12 protein-coding genes are annotated in these 16,052 nt (G+C 41.2%); 1 reads left to right on the top strand and 11 read right to left on the bottom strand.

What is annotated here, in order from left to right; genetic code table 11:
* Positions 1–52: 52 nt before the first annotated feature.
* The 7 genes from ispF to KQI87_RS12330 form a co-directional block, all read right to left on the bottom strand.
* The gene (gene ispF, locus KQI87_RS12360) at positions 53–529 is read right to left on the bottom strand and encodes a 2-C-methyl-D-erythritol 2,4-cyclodiphosphate synthase (protein WP_216460406.1); all 477 of its coding nucleotides are present in this window, start codon (positions 527–529) and stop codon (positions 53–55) included.
* Positions 530–531: 2 nt separating this feature from the next.
* Positions 532–1,806, bottom strand: coding sequence for a sn-glycerol-1-phosphate dehydrogenase (locus tag KQI87_RS12355; RefSeq protein ID WP_216460405.1), 1,275 nt, complete (start codon positions 1,804–1,806; stop codon positions 532–534).
* A 150-nt stretch (positions 1,807–1,956) separates the two neighbouring features.
* Entirely contained in the window at positions 1,957–3,453 is a 1,497-nt protein-coding gene (locus tag KQI87_RS12350) for a serine hydrolase (protein WP_216460404.1), read from the bottom strand.
* A gap of 197 nt (positions 3,454–3,650) precedes the next feature.
* Positions 3,651–6,044, bottom strand: a complete 2,394-nt coding sequence (locus KQI87_RS12345) for an ATP-dependent DNA helicase (protein ID WP_216460403.1) — start codon at positions 6,042–6,044, stop codon at positions 3,651–3,653.
* Between the two features lie 244 nt (positions 6,045–6,288).
* Positions 6,289–7,608, bottom strand: coding sequence for an aspartate kinase (locus KQI87_RS12340; protein ID WP_216460402.1), 1,320 nt, complete (start codon positions 7,606–7,608; stop codon positions 6,289–6,291).
* Positions 7,609–7,864: 256 nt separating this feature from the next.
* Positions 7,865–8,575 carry a tRNA (N6-threonylcarbamoyladenosine(37)-N6)-methyltransferase TrmO gene (gene tsaA, locus KQI87_RS12335; protein ID WP_216460401.1) on the bottom strand — a complete coding sequence of 237 codons (711 nt, stop codon included), beginning with the start codon at positions 8,573–8,575 and terminating at the stop codon, positions 7,865–7,867.
* 236 nt (positions 8,576–8,811) lie between these two features.
* Entirely contained in the window at positions 8,812–10,200 is a 1,389-nt protein-coding gene (locus tag KQI87_RS12330; RefSeq protein ID WP_216460400.1) for an alanine/glycine:cation symporter family protein, read from the bottom strand.
* Between the two features lie 343 nt (positions 10,201–10,543).
* On the opposite strand from KQI87_RS12330, the gene KQI87_RS12325 reads away from it, so the two are divergent.
* Positions 10,544–12,496 carry a glycoside hydrolase family 31 protein gene (locus KQI87_RS12325; protein ID WP_173700861.1) on the top strand — a complete coding sequence of 651 codons (1,953 nt, stop codon included), beginning with the start codon at positions 10,544–10,546 and terminating at the stop codon, positions 12,494–12,496.
* Positions 12,497–12,639: 143 nt separating this feature from the next.
* Here the strand turns inward: KQI87_RS12325 and KQI87_RS12320 are convergent, their stop codons facing one another.
* Genes KQI87_RS12320 through KQI87_RS12305 form a run of 4 tightly spaced genes read right to left on the bottom strand, consistent with a single transcriptional unit; the run spans position 12,640 to position 15,900 of the window.
* Positions 12,640–13,302, bottom strand: coding sequence for an ATP-binding cassette domain-containing protein (locus KQI87_RS12320; protein ID WP_216460399.1), 663 nt, complete (start codon positions 13,300–13,302; stop codon positions 12,640–12,642).
* A gap of 1 nt (position 13,303) precedes the next feature.
* Entirely contained in the window at positions 13,304–14,143 is an 840-nt protein-coding gene (locus KQI87_RS12315) for a hypothetical protein (RefSeq protein ID WP_216460398.1), read from the bottom strand.
* Positions 14,136–14,909, bottom strand: a complete 774-nt coding sequence (locus KQI87_RS12310; RefSeq protein WP_216460397.1) for a hypothetical protein — start codon at positions 14,907–14,909, stop codon at positions 14,136–14,138. The genes KQI87_RS12315 and KQI87_RS12310 overlap by 8 nt, the downstream gene beginning before the upstream one ends.
* Positions 14,899–15,900, bottom strand: a complete 1,002-nt coding sequence (locus KQI87_RS12305) for a hypothetical protein (protein ID WP_216460396.1) — start codon at positions 15,898–15,900, stop codon at positions 14,899–14,901. Before KQI87_RS12305 ends, KQI87_RS12310 begins: the two co-directional genes overlap by 11 nt.
* Positions 15,901–16,052: the final 152 nt, after the last annotated feature.

Genomic DNA, 16,052 nt, shown 5'->3' with positions numbered 1-16,052 from the left:
CTTCTGCAATCTGGCAAACATCTGGCTGCCAGATACAAAGTGAACAGTAATTCTATTTTACTTCATTAAGAAGACAGATTGCCTGAGACGCGATTCCTTCTTCTCTTCCTGTAAATCCCAGCTTCTCCTCTGTAGTTGCTTTGATATTCAGCTGAGATTCATCGATTCCCATTGCTTTCGCCATATTGGTTCTCATCTGTGGAATGTGAGGTGCCATCTTTGGTTTCTGCGCAATGATCGTTGCATCTATATTTCCAATCTCATAATGATGCTCTCTCAAAAGTTTCGTTACATGCTCCAGCAGCAGAATGCTGGAAATCCCTTTATATGCAGGGTCTGTATCCGGGAAATGTTTCCCGATATCTCCCAGCGCGGCAGCTCCCAGAAGTGCATCCATTATTGCATGGATCAGCACATCCGCATCTGAATGTCCAAGGAGACCTTTTTCCCAGTCAATCTTTACGCCGCCCAGGATCAGATCTCTGTCTTCGGTTAGTCTGTGTACATCATATCCCATTCCAACACGCATAATCATTCTCCTCTGATTTCCAGCATCTTGCTGATTCTTAATAAGCTTAATCGTCTCCTTGTATAAGGAGCAAGTCTGAGGCTTGGTAAAACGGCCGCTTCATCAAGTCCGATATCGTAAACAGTTTTTGCACATCCGGCTTTCTCCAGCATATGGAACATATCCTGCTCATTCGGAAGTTCGTCGATGATCTCCGCAATTCCATCCAGACATTCCTCCAGGTGCTGCGGGGAAATCGTTTTCAGAAGTTCCGGCTCGTTTTCTTTTGTGATTTCTTCCAGAAGCCCTTTCTTTCCAAAGGTTTCTTTCAGAAGTTCCTCGTCTTCATTCTCATACGGTTTCGCGTGACATCTTCCCTGTGTGATGGCTGTGGCAATACGCTTGTATTCTTCCAGTACAAGGAGTGCTGCTACAGAAACTTTCTCACCATGAAGTGCATCCAGCGGACCATTGATCACTTCCATATCCCATAAATGTGTGACATGGTGCTCTGCGCAGGACGCAGGTCTGGAATTGCCGATCATCTGCATGGCAAGTCCGGAAAGGATCAGGGCGTACATAAGCTGTTCACACTCATCTTCCTCTCCCTCTGTAATATCCTGAATCGAAGATTTTACAGTTTTTAACGCTTTCTCTTCCAATTTTACAGTTTCGCGGCAGAAATATTCTCCGGTGACCAGGTTGGCGATCTTCCAGTCTGCAAGGCAGATATATTTTCCCATCAGGTCTGAAATTCCGGCTGCCGTAAGGCGCTGCGGTGCTTTTGAGAAAATGTCCGTGTCTGCATATACGCAGATCGGAGCTACTGACGGTACCGTTTTCTTCACTCCGTCCCAGGTCATTGCTGCTACTGTTGTTACAAATCCATCTCCACTTGCTGCGGTAGGCACTGAAATGAAAGGTACTTTATAGTTGTGTGCAATATAGCGGCTGATATCATGGATCGTACCTGCTCCTACTGCAAGGATCAGGTCAATATCCTCTTCCATGTTATTCTCCACAATTTTTACTGCATGCCGGTCTGCCTGAAGTCCCTCTGCATCCAGGACCAGTACCTGGCATCTGTCATAGATATCCTCCATGAGTTCTTCTGTTGCCGCATAGGTATTGGTGTCGCAGATGACCAGCGGGGATATGTACTCTCTGAGCATTCCCTCTGACATCTCTTCTTCAAGCTTCTCTACTGCTCCGGCTTCTATCAAAATCTCTTTCACTGCAATCTGGTGTTCCCTGCCGCAGCTGCAAGGTCGGGCAAAATCGTCCGCATCAACTCGCATTTAAATTCTTCCTCCTGACTTTCTTGATTAAACTTAATTTTCTATAGGCATAGTTCGTTGGTATTATACATGATTTTCCAGTAAAAATCAATCATTGTGCATGTGGCTGACAGTAGTAAATTACATTATTTCCGGCCCCTGCATGACACTCTATAAATTAAGGTAATTATATACAATCTTCGAAATGTTCTGTATATTTGTCACTGCAGTACCTTCCGGACAGTTCTCAGACATTACACATAAGATATAAGTTGTCTTTTCTCCATAGATAATCGCAATATCATGCTGGTCCTGATCTGTTTCACCGGTCTTATTGGCCGACTTGATCCCGTCCGGCAGTCCCTGCGGGATTTTCCAGGTGTTCTCCTGGTTTGACAAAAGATTCAGCATTGCTTCTGAAGCTTCTTTGCTGACACATTCTCCATTGTAAATCTTCTCAAGCAGTGTGCCGCAGTCTTTTACGGAAGTCATATTTCTGCCGCCCAGACTCTCCTGCGCAGAAGCTGCCGGGTGCAGAGTATGCTGTACCGTAGTTTCCGTGTAGCCCTCTTTTTTCAGGTATTTATTGATATCTTCAGCGCCTTTTTTGAAATCAAGAGCATCTGTCTGAAGCTTCACCAATTCGTTGCAGGATTCGTTATCGCTGACCGTGATCATATTCCATAAGAAATCATCCAGCTTCACTTCTGCTGTTTTCACGTCTGTAGTATTCAGCTTCTTCTCTTCATTTGCTTTTACCTGTTCCATATCCTGGTATGTTTTTGCCATTACGAAGGCCTTGATCAGGCTGGCAGAATACAGTTGGGTATCGTTGATCACGATTTCTTTGTCTTCGTTAAGGTCTTTGACATATACACTCCAGGTTCCCTGATATCCGGACAGGATGTTCTCAAGCTGAGGTTTGAGATTATCAATTCCCAGGTTATCCAGATTCAGGACTTTTCCTGTATCGTCTACGATAAATCCATCTGAAGTCACGGTACTCTCCTGCAGCAGCGCTCCATTTATACCGCCAAAATAGTAACTTCCATCAAAATTTATCTCATAACAGTTCATTTCAAGGGAATGGATCCCCGGCTCTGTTACCATTCTGCCATTTTCATCAAAATAGTAGTAGCCGTTCAGAGTAATCCCGTCTATTGCCAGGTTGTCAATATATCTTACCTGTGGCGCTGCAGACAGGCGGCCCAGATTATTTACAAAATAGAATCCGTCAAATTTCTCTGCAGTCTGGGTTGTCTGCGCTGCCTGAGCATCTGCTTCTGTTGTTTCATCTGCCTTATTCTCAAATGCCGCAACACTTTTTAAACGTTCCATATGTGGATTGCAGGCTTTAAACTTACCATCCGTATCATGGTAGTAATATCCGTCAAATACTGTTCCGTCTATTTCATAATCGTGAAAATAATGAACCTCTGCCTGAGTACTTCTGGCACCGTTCACATCCAGACAGTAGAATCCGTCACTCTTCATAATATATTTGCCGCTTCCGTCACCTATAGGCTGAATCTGCGCCTGTTCTGTGACAGAGGACAGGCTCTGCTGTGCTGCCGGAACATAATATGGAAAAGCCATCATTATCGAGACAGCTCCTGCCAAAATGCCTGCCGCTATAAAAGATTTCGCTGTTCTTTTGTTTTTTCTCATGTGCAACTCCTTTTACAGTTACTTTCCATGTTGTCACTGCTGTTTTCTAAGCATCCTGCGAAAATCCTGCAGAATATTCTCAGAAACCATTTTTTCATTTATCATTTCAACTCATGTTATTTTACAGTAAGCAAAGTATATATTGTTTTTTTCAGGATAGCAACATTTTTATCCTTTTTCCAGTAAAGCCCTGCTTTTTAATCTTGAGCACTGCCATTTTCCTGATTTGATAACTGTCCACTTTCCTTTACGCTATTCCAGAAATGATCAAGCTGTTCTTCTACTGTATTTAAAGTGCAGTTTCCGCGGTCAGACCATTCTGCCGGAAAGAGATTCCGGTAATCGCTTCCCGCGAAACGTTCATCCAGTAGAAGTATGATTCCTGTATCTTCCTGCGTTCTGATCACTCGCCCTGCAGACTGCAGTACTTTATTCATTCCCGGATAACGATAGGCATAGTCAAACCCGCTGGCTCCTTTTTTATCATAATATTGTCTCAGTATTTCTCTCTGTATTCCAATCTGCGGCAGGCCGGTTCCCACAATGATCGCCCCGATCAATTTCTCTCCCATCAGGTCAATTCCTTCCGAGAAAATACCGCCCATCACGCAAAATCCTACCAGTGTCCCCTCTGATGTAGAAAACTCTTCCAGAAACTCTTCTTTCTCCTGTTCGTGCATTCCCGATGTCTGCGCAATACAGCGCACCCAATCAACTGAAAATTCATTTTCATACACATCCAGCACATCTTCCATAAATTTATAGGAAGGAAAGAATACCATATAATTTCCTTTTCTCGTCCATACTGTTCTGGCAATATACGACGCGATCCTGTGATACTCCTCATATCCTCTTCTGGTGTAACGGCTGCTCACATCACGGCCTGTAAGAATACATCGCTTCTCCTGTTGAAAAGGTGACGGAACATAAATCCCATAGTCGTCCTTTCTGGTGCTCAGAAGCGTCCGGTAATAGTCCATAGGAAGAAGCGTTGCTGAAAAGAACACGGTACTCTTTCCTTTCTCCAGGCATCTGTCGATGTTTGCCGCAGGATTTACGCAGAAAAGCCGCAGGACTACTTTTCCCTGATCTCCGATTTCTGTATAGACCACATAATTCTCATCCAACAGTTCATCAATATTCAGAAAATCTCTGACGCAGAAATAAAATTCCAGGAGCTGTTCCGGCAATTCTTTTCCATGAAGCTCTTCCAGCAGTTTATCCATTTCACCCATGACCTGCAGCATACTCAGAGAAACAGCACCCGGATTCTGCAGGATTTCGTAATCTCCACATTCCTTTTCCAGCGTAAGCAGGTGCCGGTTTACCTTTTCCAATGCCTTTACAAGGCCTTTGCTGTAATCTGCTGCCAGCTTCTTTGCTTCCAGTACATCTGCTCTGTCCACATAGGCGCTGTACATTTCCCTGCCTCTGTCCACCAGATTGTGTGCTTCGTCGATCAGGAAGATATAATCTCCCGAAGTTCCTTCTCCGAAAAATCTCTTCAGATATACATTCGGGTCAAATACATAATTATAATCGCAGATCACTGCATCTACCCAGACTGCAAGATCCAGACATAGTTCAAACGGGCATACCTGCCACTTTTTTGCATACTCAAGCAGAGTTTCCCTGTCATATCTGTCCTGCGTAGTCCACAACTCATAGACCGCATCATTGACCCTGTCCAGATGTCCTCTTGCCCAGAGACAGTTCTCCGGATTGCATTCTACTTTATCGCAGAAGCATAATTTTTCTTTTGCAGTGATGGTGATCACTTTGAATTTCAGACCATGCTCCCTCAATATGGAAAAGGCTTCTTCTGCTACGGTTCTGGTGATCGTCTTTGCTGTAAGATAGAAGATATTTTCGCCCATTCCTGCACCGACTGCTCTTACCGCTGGAAAGATCGTAGACATGGTTTTGCCTACGCCTGTAGGTGCCTGAATAAAAATCTGGCGTTCTGTGGATATCGTATGGTATACACTGGATACGATTTTCCGCTGTCCCTCCCGATATTCAAAAGGAAACTCCAGATTAATCATGGATGCATTCCTCTCTTTTTCCCATGCAAGCTGATAGGCGATCCATTTGTGATATCTATCCAACAGATCCTGATACCATTGTCTGAGTTCTTCCAGCATATGGTCTTCCCGGAAATATCGAAGTTCCTCTGTATCCAGATTTCCGTAGGTCATCTGCACTCCGATCTTCTCAAGCTGCTGCTCCTGGGCATAGATCCACGCATAGCACATTGCCTGGGCACGGTGGACTTCTACCGGCTTCTCAAGCTGACTGACATCTGCATAAATGCCCTTAATCTCATCAATGTAATACTGATCATCTTCCGCGAATATCCCATCAGCTCTGCCCTCTACCTGAATGTCCACATCTTCGTATTCTGTTATATATTTCAGGGAAATCTCTGCTCTGTAGTGGCTTCCCATACGGCCTTGTATCTTTCTGTGAAGTCTGCTGCCTTTCAGCATTGCTTCTTTGTCCGCAGAACCTCTGCGGTTGTCAAGGTCACCGCTTTTCAGTATAAACTCCACCAGATTTCTGACGGAAATGCGAACCAACGGTTTCTCCATGTCTGCCTCCTGCATCCTAAAAGTTATTTTTCCTCACCATATGAGTTATCCACTGACCAATTCGCCTGATCACCTAATGCCTAATTATTCCTTCAGGTATAATATACGATTATAGCACATCTTCCTCATTCATAAAACGCAAAAGCCACCGGAAATCTATATACAGATTCCCGGCGGCCTGTTACATTCTTCAACTTCTGTATGGCTGAATCTTCAAAATTCAGCTCATTGTCTAATGTGTTAATTAGATCTGAGTAAGTACAAAAATATCATAAATTGCTTTTACAGCAGCTTCGAAATCTCTGTTCTCAACACCGATGATGATGTTCAGCTCACTGGATCCCTGGTCGATCATCTTAACGTTTACATTTGCATGGGCAAGTGCAGAGAAGATTCTGCCTGCTGTACCTCTCTGGGATTTCATACCACGACCTACAACTGCGATCAGTGCAAGGTCAGATTCCATTTCTACGAAATCCGGCTGTACTGCACGGTGGATTCCTGCGATTACCTGCTGTTCTTTTTCCTCAAATTCATCCTGATGTACATATACAGTCAGTGTATCGATTCCGGATGGGATATGTTCAAAGCTGATTCCCTGATCTTCGAACACCTGAAGAACTTTACGTCCGAAACCAACTTCGCTGTTCATCATGGATTTCTCGATATTGATGGAGCAGAAGCCTTTCTTTCCGGCAATACCGGTAATTGTATATTTCGGTTTCTTGCATGTGCTCTCTACGATGAAAGTACCTTTATCTTCCGGTTTATTTGTATTCTTGATGTTGATCGGGATTCCCTCTTTACGAACAGGGAAGATTGCATCTTCATGAAGAACGGTTGCACCCATGTAAGAAAGCTCACGAAGTTCTCTGTATGTGATCGTCTCGATCACTGCCGGATTCTCTACGATTCTCGGGTCTGTTACAAGGAAACCGGAAACATCTGTCCAGTTCTCATAGAGGTCTGCTTTGATTGCTTTTGCAACAAGAGAACCTGTTACATCAGAGCCGCCTCTGGAGAATGTCTTAACTGTTCCATCTTCATATGCTCCGTAGAATCCCGGGATTACAGCACGTTCACATTTGGCCAGTCTCTTGGAAAGAAGCTTGTCTGTCTTGTCTGCATCGAAGTTTCCGTTCTTATCGAAACGGATCACGGTTGCTGCGTCTACAAATTCATAGCCAAGGTAAGCTGCCATTACTTTACCATTGAGGAACTCACCCCTGGATGCTGCATAATCAGAACCTGCCTGAGCCTTAAAATCTTTTTCGATCTGTGCAAATTCGTCTTCTAAAGAAAGGTCCAGTTTCAGACCACGGATGATCTCGTAGTATCTCTCTTTGATTTCCTGTAAAACAGCTCCGAAATCTTCGCCCTGTACTGCGATGTTGTAGCATTTATAAAGTAAATCGGTAACTTTGGTATCTCCGTCAAATCTCTTTCCAGGTGCGGACGGAACCACATAACGTCTGCTCTCATCACTTCTGATGATCTCTCCTACTTTCTCAAACTGCTGTGCATTTGCCAGAGAACTTCCTCCGAATTTTACAATTTTCTTCATCTTTCCTGCTCCTCATATGTCACTTAGTATTTCCAGACAACTCTCATTCTTGCCTTATTGTTCCTCATCAGTCTCCTGCCTCACTATCATCAAACTCTCCGGTCAGGTTCCTGTCTGAGAACTGTTATTGTTACTGTTCACAAAGTAAACAGCAGCCTGTTAGTCTTTGTCACTCTACTAACATAAAGTCTGTTTAATATTTTATTGAATAAACTAGAATTTTGCAAGCTTTTCTTGCAGAAATATCTGAAAATAGTTATTTTTCACAATCCGCGGCAGATTCCTGCTGTTTTTTTACAAAATCTGTTACATCATGGACTCGCAGAGTATCCCCATTTACGCGGAAATGAATGTCTTTGTCTCCAAACGGCATTCCATAGGAACGTTCCGGATCATTCTGGTATGCAGGACGCGGGTCGTCTGCAAGTACTGCCATTAATGCTTCGCGGCTTTTGGGCGGGATTTTTTTCAGAAGTTCCGGTGGAAATTCTACATTCAGATGATAGTCTCTGGCAAATTCAGCAAAGCTCCCTGTTGCTTCAGGATGACAGTCCGCATACGGAATGTATGGTTTTATGTCAAAAATCGGTGTGCCGTTCATTAAGTCCGCACCCTCTACATAGATTACGGGACTGTCTGGCTCATCCAGAGCTACTTTTGTAAGTTTCACGCAAGATAAACCTATGGAGTTTGGGCGGAACGGAGATCTGGTGGCAAAAACTCCCTTTCTTACGTTTCCGCCAAGCCTCGGCGGGCGGACAGTCGGTGACCACTTTGTTCTTTTCGCCTCTGAAAACTCCCAGATCAACCAGATGTGGCTAAATTCTTCCAATCCACGGCAGGCATCCACATTGCGATACTCCGGTTCGAATACAATCCTTGCTTTCAGAGCTTCTACACGGCCGCTTTGTCTGGGGATGCCGAATTTAGTCGGGAAATCATTTTCTATGTGTGCAATTGGTTTCATATTTTTCTCCTCATGCTCTATTAGCTCTAATGAAAAAAGAGAGGAAAACTAATTTTCCTCCCTCTACATTCTTCACTCGGTCAATTTTTATTTTACCGATGAGTCAGAACCGTCACTCATCTCATATTATGGTGAAGAGAATATTTTTCTCTGTTTATTATATAACATATTTTTCCGCATCATGCAAGTTATGGGCAAAACAATAGCCCGGAAAATTACTCTCCGGGCTATTAATGTTAATTCTTCTGTGCGAAATACTCTTTCGTAAGTGTAATGGCAGTTCCTGAAAGCAGAAATACACCAATTAAGTTGGGGATTGCCATGAGACCGTTGAATGTCTCAGCAATGCTCCAGAGAAGTCCCAGATTTACAGTTGCACCAAGGATTGCCACTAATGAATAGGCAATCATAAATGGGCGGATAACTTTTGCAGAGAATAAAAATTCAATACAGCGTGCTCCGTAAAGTCCCCATCCGATAATCGTTGAAAATGCAAAGCAACACATGGCAACTGCCGTAAAGATAGAAACCCAGCCTCCGTATGTAGCAGTAAATCCGGAAATTGTAAGTTCTGCACCTGCCGCTGCACCGTAATTTACCGGCACGCCGCTTACAAGGATCACAAGTGCTGTCAGAGTACAGATCACGATCGTATCTGCAAATACCTCAAAGATACCAAACATACCCTGTTTTACAGGTTTGCTTGTATCTGCACAGGCATGAGCGATAGACCCTGTACCAAGTCCGGCTTCATTGGAGAAAATACCTCTGGAAACACCCTTTTTCATACTGAGGAAAAAACTTCCGATCACACCGCCTGTCACTGCTGACGGATTAAAGGCTCCATAAACAATATCATGGAAAACTGCCGGAACTCTTCCGATATTTAAGATCACAACACCCAATGCAAGTACAATATAAAACAATGCCATAAAGGGCACCAGCTTCTCGGAAACACTTCCGATTCGCTTGATACCACCCAGCAGTACCATACCAACCAGCAGCGTGATCACAATTCCAAGGATCAGATTCAGTCTGCCTGTGGAAGACTCTGAAATCACATTAAAGTTAATAAGAGCTGTGTCAATTGCTGTTGTAATGGTATTTACCTGAGTAGCATTACCTGTTCCAAATACAGTCAGTACACCGAATGCAGAATAAAGAACCGCAAGAAATCTCCAATTCTTTCCCAGACCGTTCTTAATATAATACATAGGTCCGCCTACATAATCTCCATGTCTGTTTCTCTCACGGAAGTGTACTGCAAGGGTAACCTCTGTAAATTTCGTGCACATTCCAAGGAGCGCGGAAACCCACATCCAGAATACAGCGCCCGGACCACCGATGGCGATAGCTCCGGCAACACCGGCGATATTTCCAGTACCTACTGTACCTGCCAACGCAGTACAGACTGCCTGGAAAGGTGTCATGGAACCGTCAGAGGCCTCTTTTTTCTTAAAAATTCTTCCCAGTGTGGTTTTAAGCGCATACGGGAATTTGCGGATCTGGACAAAACCAGTCCGCAGGCTCAGGTAAAGCCCTACGCCGATAATACAGATCATAGCCGGGACACCCCAGATAAAATTATTTACGACGTTATTGATGGATTCAATTGTCTGAAGCATGTTAAATAAACCTTTCTTTCGTGTAATAATAACAGTTTAGCACTTTTTTCACCGTATGTACAGAAAAATTCTATTAAGATAAAGCATTAAAGCATAACAGATTATCGGAACAAACAACTAAAACCATCCGCTCTACTGCCTGCCATACCTGTATCTCTGCTTCACAGTTTGATCAAAAGTCAAAATAACGTATAAATTTGTCATAATTTCAGTAGCATTTCTCCACTCAGCCCTCTATTATTATAGATAGAAAATCAAGGAAAACACCTGTGTATTTTCCAATAGTACTTAAACGCTTCAGTTATTAATTTAACATTTTTCAACCTAAGGAGGACATGACAAAATGATTCAGAAATATACTTACGGAACCCCATTTGAAACCGATGCCATCGTAACTTCCATCCCGGCTTCTGAGGGGACTCCTGCATACGGAACTATCTCCACAGAGAACGGCTTCTCTTTTACTTATGACATGGATGACAACGATGTTGTCTATGGTCTGGGCGAATCAAACCGCGGAATCAACAAACGTGGATACGTTTATGAAAGCAACTGTTCCGACCAGCCAAACCATACAGAAGATAAAATCTCCCTCTACGGAGCACACAACTTCATCGTAATCTCCGGAAAACAGACTTTCGGTCTCTTCGTTGATTATCCCGGAAAACTGAAGTTTGATATCGGTTACACACTCTCTTCCCAGTTAAAGATCACCTGTGAGGATGCAGACCTTTATCTGTATGTGATCGAGGGCGAAACTCCTTACGATATCGTAAAACAGTTCCGTAAAATCATCGGAAGAAGCTATATCCCGCCTAAATTCGCATTTGGTTTCGGTCAGAGCCGTTGGGGATATACAACTGCTGACGATTTCAAAAAAGCCGCTGACGGATATCGTGAAAACAATATTCCGATCGATATGGTATACATGGATATCGATTACATGGAAGACTACAAAGATTTCACAGTCAATCAGGAAAACTTTCCTGACTTTGAGGCCTATGTCAATGAAATGAAAGAAAAAGGCATCCACCTTGTCCCGATCATCGATGCAGGTGTCAAGGTAGAGGCTGGCTATGATGTTTATGAAGAAGGCGTTGAGAAGAACTACTTCTGCAAACGTGAAGACGGAAGTGATTTCGTTTCCGCTGTATGGCCGGGCTGGACTCATTTCCCTGATGTCCTGAACGCAGATGCCAGAGCATGGTTCGGACAGAAATACGAACGTCTCATTTCCAAAGGAATCGACGGTTTCTGGAATGACATGAACGAACCTGCAATGTTCTGTACACCGGAAGGCGTTGCTGAATTAAAAGAATACATCAAAGACAACTTCATGGACAAGGAAGAAGCACCTGGATTTACACTCGGTGATAAAGTAAACGCCCTTGCAAATAATCCGGAAGATTACAAACGCTTCTATCACAATGTAAACGGTCAGAAAATCCGCCACGACAAGGTACATAACCTGTTTGGCTATAACATGACCCGTGCAGCAGGTGAAGCATTTGAAAAAATCGCACCTGGCAAACGTTTTCTGATGTTCTCCCGTTCCTCCTATGTGGGAATGCACAGATACGGCGGAATCTGGATGGGAGACAACAAATCCTGGTGGTCACACATCCTTCTGAACTTAAAGATGCTTCCATCCCTGAATATGTGCGGTTTCCTTTACACAGGAGCAGATCTGGGCGGATTCGGTGCAGATACCACACGTGACCTGGTACTGCGCTGGCTGGCACTGGGTGTATTCACACCTCTTATGAGAAACCACTCCGCTCTGGGAACCAGAGAACAGGAAGCTTACCAGTTTGAAAATATCGAAGACTTCCGCCATGTGATCGGTGTCAGATATCGCCTTGTTCCATATCTGTACAGTGAATACATGAAAGCAGCATTAAACGACGACATGATGTTCCGTCCGCTGGCATTTGACTACACAGACGATGCATTCGCAACTCAGGTAGAGGACCAGCTTCTCCTTGGAAACGAAATCATGATCGCACCAGTTTACACACAGAATGCAAAAGGCCGCTATGTATATCTGCCGGAAGAAATGATGTTCGTAAAATTCCTGCCTGACGGAACAATTTCTCAGGAGATTCTTGAAAAAGGACATCACTATGTAGAAGTTGCCCTGAATGAAGTTCCACTGTTCATCCGCAAGGGAAAAGCAATCCCGGTTGCTGATGTTGCACAGACAGTAAAGGATATCGATCCTTCTACTATCCGCATGATCGGATATGAGGGAGCTGAATATGACCGTTATGATGATGACGGGGTAAGCACTCTGTAATCCCAGCATATATCTGTAAAAACAGTTACCTCAGAAATAATAGAAAAACAAAAAGAAACAGCCACATACATTTGATGAATACTGAAATATTCACTCAGATATATGGCTGTTTTTTGCATTGTTATTTTTTCAAATAATACATATCAAACTTCCCAATATTTCTCATGTGGCTTTTCACATATTTTTCCATTCTGAATCACATATACTTTATCACATAATAAATCTATATCTTCCTGATAATGACTGGCTATCACAATAATTTTTCTTCTTTTCTTCAAATCAAGTAATAATTCTCTTATTAATTTTACTCCGGATTCGTCTAAACCATTTGTTGGTTCATCTAAAATCAGAATTTCAGGATTTTCCATAAAAGCCTGTGCTATCCCCAGCCGTTGTTTCATACCCAAAGAGTATTTTCCAACCTTTTTCTTGTCACATGGATCAAGGTTTACTTTTCGTAGACTTTCCTCAATTTCTTTTTTTCCCGCAATTCTTTTAATGGATGCAATGTATCTAAGATTCTCATATGCGGAAAGCTTTTCCAAAAATCCTGGACGCTCAATCAGAAACCCTAACTGATCTATGTATTCCATATCTTTCTTCAATCTTTTTCCATTAAAAATCACCTCTCCCTGTGTCGCTTCCATTAAGCCACATATACATTTTAGCAGCACAGTTTTTCCTGATCCATTGCGTCCAACAATTCCATAAATATGTTCCTCTTCAAAACATAAATTAATATCTGAGAGAATCAACTGATTTTCTATCTTTTTCGTTAAGTGTTTTATTTCAATAATGTTCCCCAATTTATTTTCTCCATTTTATAAAATCATGAAATAATATTCCTGATACAAATATCACAATACCAAACAAATAAAACTTTATTGAAGAATCAAAACTAATCCCGTATTTTGCTGTTTCTATCGAATAATTTCCAAGCTGAACTAACGTTAAAGGTGAAAAAACATAAAATTTCTCCAACATAGTATTGGTAAGCATAACGTCCAGAAAAATAAAAACATATGTGATATAAATTCCTATCACTTTTTCTGATAAATCATAAATAAAATACATAAGAAACGCTAACCAGCATATACATAGAAGCTGAAGTATTTCCGCTTTCAAAAATGCTTCCACTGCACAGTTATTTCTGCTGATAGAAGGCAGAATATTTATCTGCACATCATACTTTGATTTATCTATTACCGCTAAAGTTTTCCATATTTTTCCCCATGTTAATGAAAATTTTACATGCGGAAAAAGAACAGCGATTGATACTACTGCTAAACTCAATGTATATAAAAAAGCAGCAACTATTATAGCAATACAGCTTCCTGTTTTCCATATGATTTTCCCGGCACGTGCAATCACATAATTATCAGATTCCTTTTTATCACAAAATCCTGTAATCAACCAAAGAAAATATCCTGAAATCAGCATCTGACAAATCCAGTCACTTGTCAGAAACGGAAAAATCCAGGGTGTGATTTTCTCCCCGGTCTGAATAGAAAATTTGCGTACTCCCTCCTCAGCAATATATAAAAAAACAGAAAAAACACTTCCTGTTATCCATAACCTTCTATTAAAAAATCTATCCTTTAATCTATATCTGCACACCATAATACTTCTATATAAACTCTCATTCATTTAAAACTCTCCACTTTACTTTTTTATAAAACAACCAGCAACATATACTCGTTAAAATAGTAACACTGACTGTTAACAGTAAAATATAAACATATGGTTGCTCCAATCCTGCCCTTCCGCAAAGCCAAAAGTCTAAACGCCACTTATCAGGTAAATGGAGCATAGAATTAAATCTTGTTAATAAAAAAATGCCTATAAAAGGAATTAAATGTACAAAATAATTCACAGGGCAATATGCAGAAATACAAACACTAATAGTTGTCCACATTCCCCCTGCCAAAAGCATAATATATAACATAATCAAAAAATATTTTTCCGGATTCTTTATCAAAATTTCACTACATGGCAAAAAAGTAACCTCTATTGCTCTGCCACTCTGAAATAAAGGTAATACACTTTTTAAAGCAGTTATAAAAAGCAAACCACCACCCGAAGCTGTTAGTCCTCCCAGGCAAAAAGCTATTATAAACTTCCTGACAGCATATTTCTTTGTTCCCATACGCATTATAAGATATCGCCAAATGCCCTGACAATATTCACAGCAAAACGAGTCTGCATAAGGCATTCCGGCTAATATATAGATAAAATAATATCCATAAATACCACCATAAATAATTGAATTCATCCAGAAATAGTGAATATCCAGATTACTTCTGTTTTTTATAGCTGCCATAAAAATATCCAAACTGTCTGCCGGTATACAAAAACTCACAAATAATGCGGAAATCAGACATTTTGATAAAATAATTATTTTCCTATTCGCCATATGACAAATCTCCACCTGTTATAGCATTAATTCTATCGGCTGTAGTGTACTGTTCACCATCTTCCTCAACATTTTTAATAATGCACCAGTATGGTCTTAATTCTATTGGTTTTGAAATTTCTGTTGTCCAATCCGGAATCATTACATACTCAAGTTTTATTTCTTCAATTTCTCCGGTTTTATCTGAAATTATTTCCTCATCTTCTTTCTGTAATATCCCAAGAGCTTCTTCTGACGACAGAATCGGAGTACTATATACACTTTTCTCTTCAAACATCTCCTGAATACTAACGCCTATTAACTTTCCATCTCCCATTAAAACTCTGACATATGCCGGAATTGCCTGTTGTATGTCCAGATAATATCCTTGTGTCGGTTCTTCTGATCCCATAACCGGAATTCCATCTTTTAAAATTTCATATTCCAACCCTGTATATTCTTCAGCGTTCCAGGCAGATGTATCTATATTTTCTTCACCATACTGTTTCAATTTTTCTGATACTTCCACCAGAGTCTCTTTGCTCAGTTTACAGGAACGGATTAACTGAAGTGTTTCATTTTCTTTAAATTCACAGATATGTTCTATTTGATTTTTTATTCTCTCATCTTCGCTGTCATCTACCATCTCTACTGAATCAGCGTTCACAAACTCATTTATGTCTATTAATCCAGGTAAAATATAATAAAAACACAGTGTTTCTATATCTGATGTCATATCATCTTTTTTATATTCTATCGTCCCTTCATTAACATAAACACTGCTTTCTTCTGACTCTATAATAAGGCTTCCATTTTTCTGAGATATTATATTACATTCCTGTGGTTCTTTTTCCAATAACCACTCACAAACCTTATTGTAATCAAATTTTTTAAGTGATATTTCATACACTTCAATCTCGTTTTTTTCCACATTTTCAGTTGCAAATATAGAATTAGTTCCACTAGCACAAACTGTCAGCAACATCATCGTTAATAGTATTTTTTTTCTCATATCTATTCCTCCTAAAAATGAGTTGTACAGGGCTTTTCTGTACAACTCATTTTTTGCTTCCTTACGGTGTTACAGTTCCAGATATATTCATTTCTTCTTACCTTGTATTTGAATAATAACATATTTATCGCAAAATTTTCTGAAACGGCGAA

It is taken from the genome of Blautia sp. MSJ-9 (assembly GCF_018919065.1).
Classification (GTDB): Bacteria; Bacillota; Clostridia; order Lachnospirales; family Lachnospiraceae; genus Blautia_A.
Note: the sequence above shows the minus strand (reverse complement) of the source record. Positions and strands in the feature narration are given on the sequence as shown.

Coding starts and splice junctions, on each gene's coding strand:
- KQI87_RS12345 (WP_216460403.1), bottom strand. CDS start 6,044: ATGGAGAAACCGTTGGTTCGCATTTCCGTCAGAAATCTGGTGGAGTTT.
- ispF (WP_216460406.1), bottom strand. CDS start 529: ATGCGTGTTGGAATGGGATATGATGTACACAGACTAACCGAAGACAGA.
- KQI87_RS12355 (WP_216460405.1), bottom strand. CDS start 1,806: ATGCGAGTTGATGCGGACGATTTTGCCCGACCTTGCAGCTGCGGCAGG.
- KQI87_RS12310 (WP_216460397.1), bottom strand. CDS start 14,909: ATGGCGAATAGGAAAATAATTATTTTATCAAAATGTCTGATTTCCGCA.
- KQI87_RS12350 (WP_216460404.1), bottom strand. CDS start 3,453: ATGAGAAAAAACAAAAGAACAGCGAAATCTTTTATAGCGGCAGGCATT.
- tsaA (WP_216460401.1), bottom strand. CDS start 8,575: ATGAAACCAATTGCACACATAGAAAATGATTTCCCGACTAAATTCGGC.
- KQI87_RS12330 (WP_216460400.1), bottom strand. CDS start 10,200: ATGCTTCAGACAATTGAATCCATCAATAACGTCGTAAATAATTTTATC.
- KQI87_RS12340 (WP_216460402.1), bottom strand. CDS start 7,608: ATGAAGAAAATTGTAAAATTCGGAGGAAGTTCTCTGGCAAATGCACAG.
- KQI87_RS12325 (WP_173700861.1), top strand. CDS start 10,544: ATGATTCAGAAATATACTTACGGAACCCCATTTGAAACCGATGCCATC.
- KQI87_RS12315 (WP_216460398.1), bottom strand. CDS start 14,143: ATGAATGAGAGTTTATATAGAAGTATTATGGTGTGCAGATATAGATTA.
- KQI87_RS12305 (WP_216460396.1), bottom strand. CDS start 15,900: ATGAGAAAAAAAATACTATTAACGATGATGTTGCTGACAGTTTGTGCT.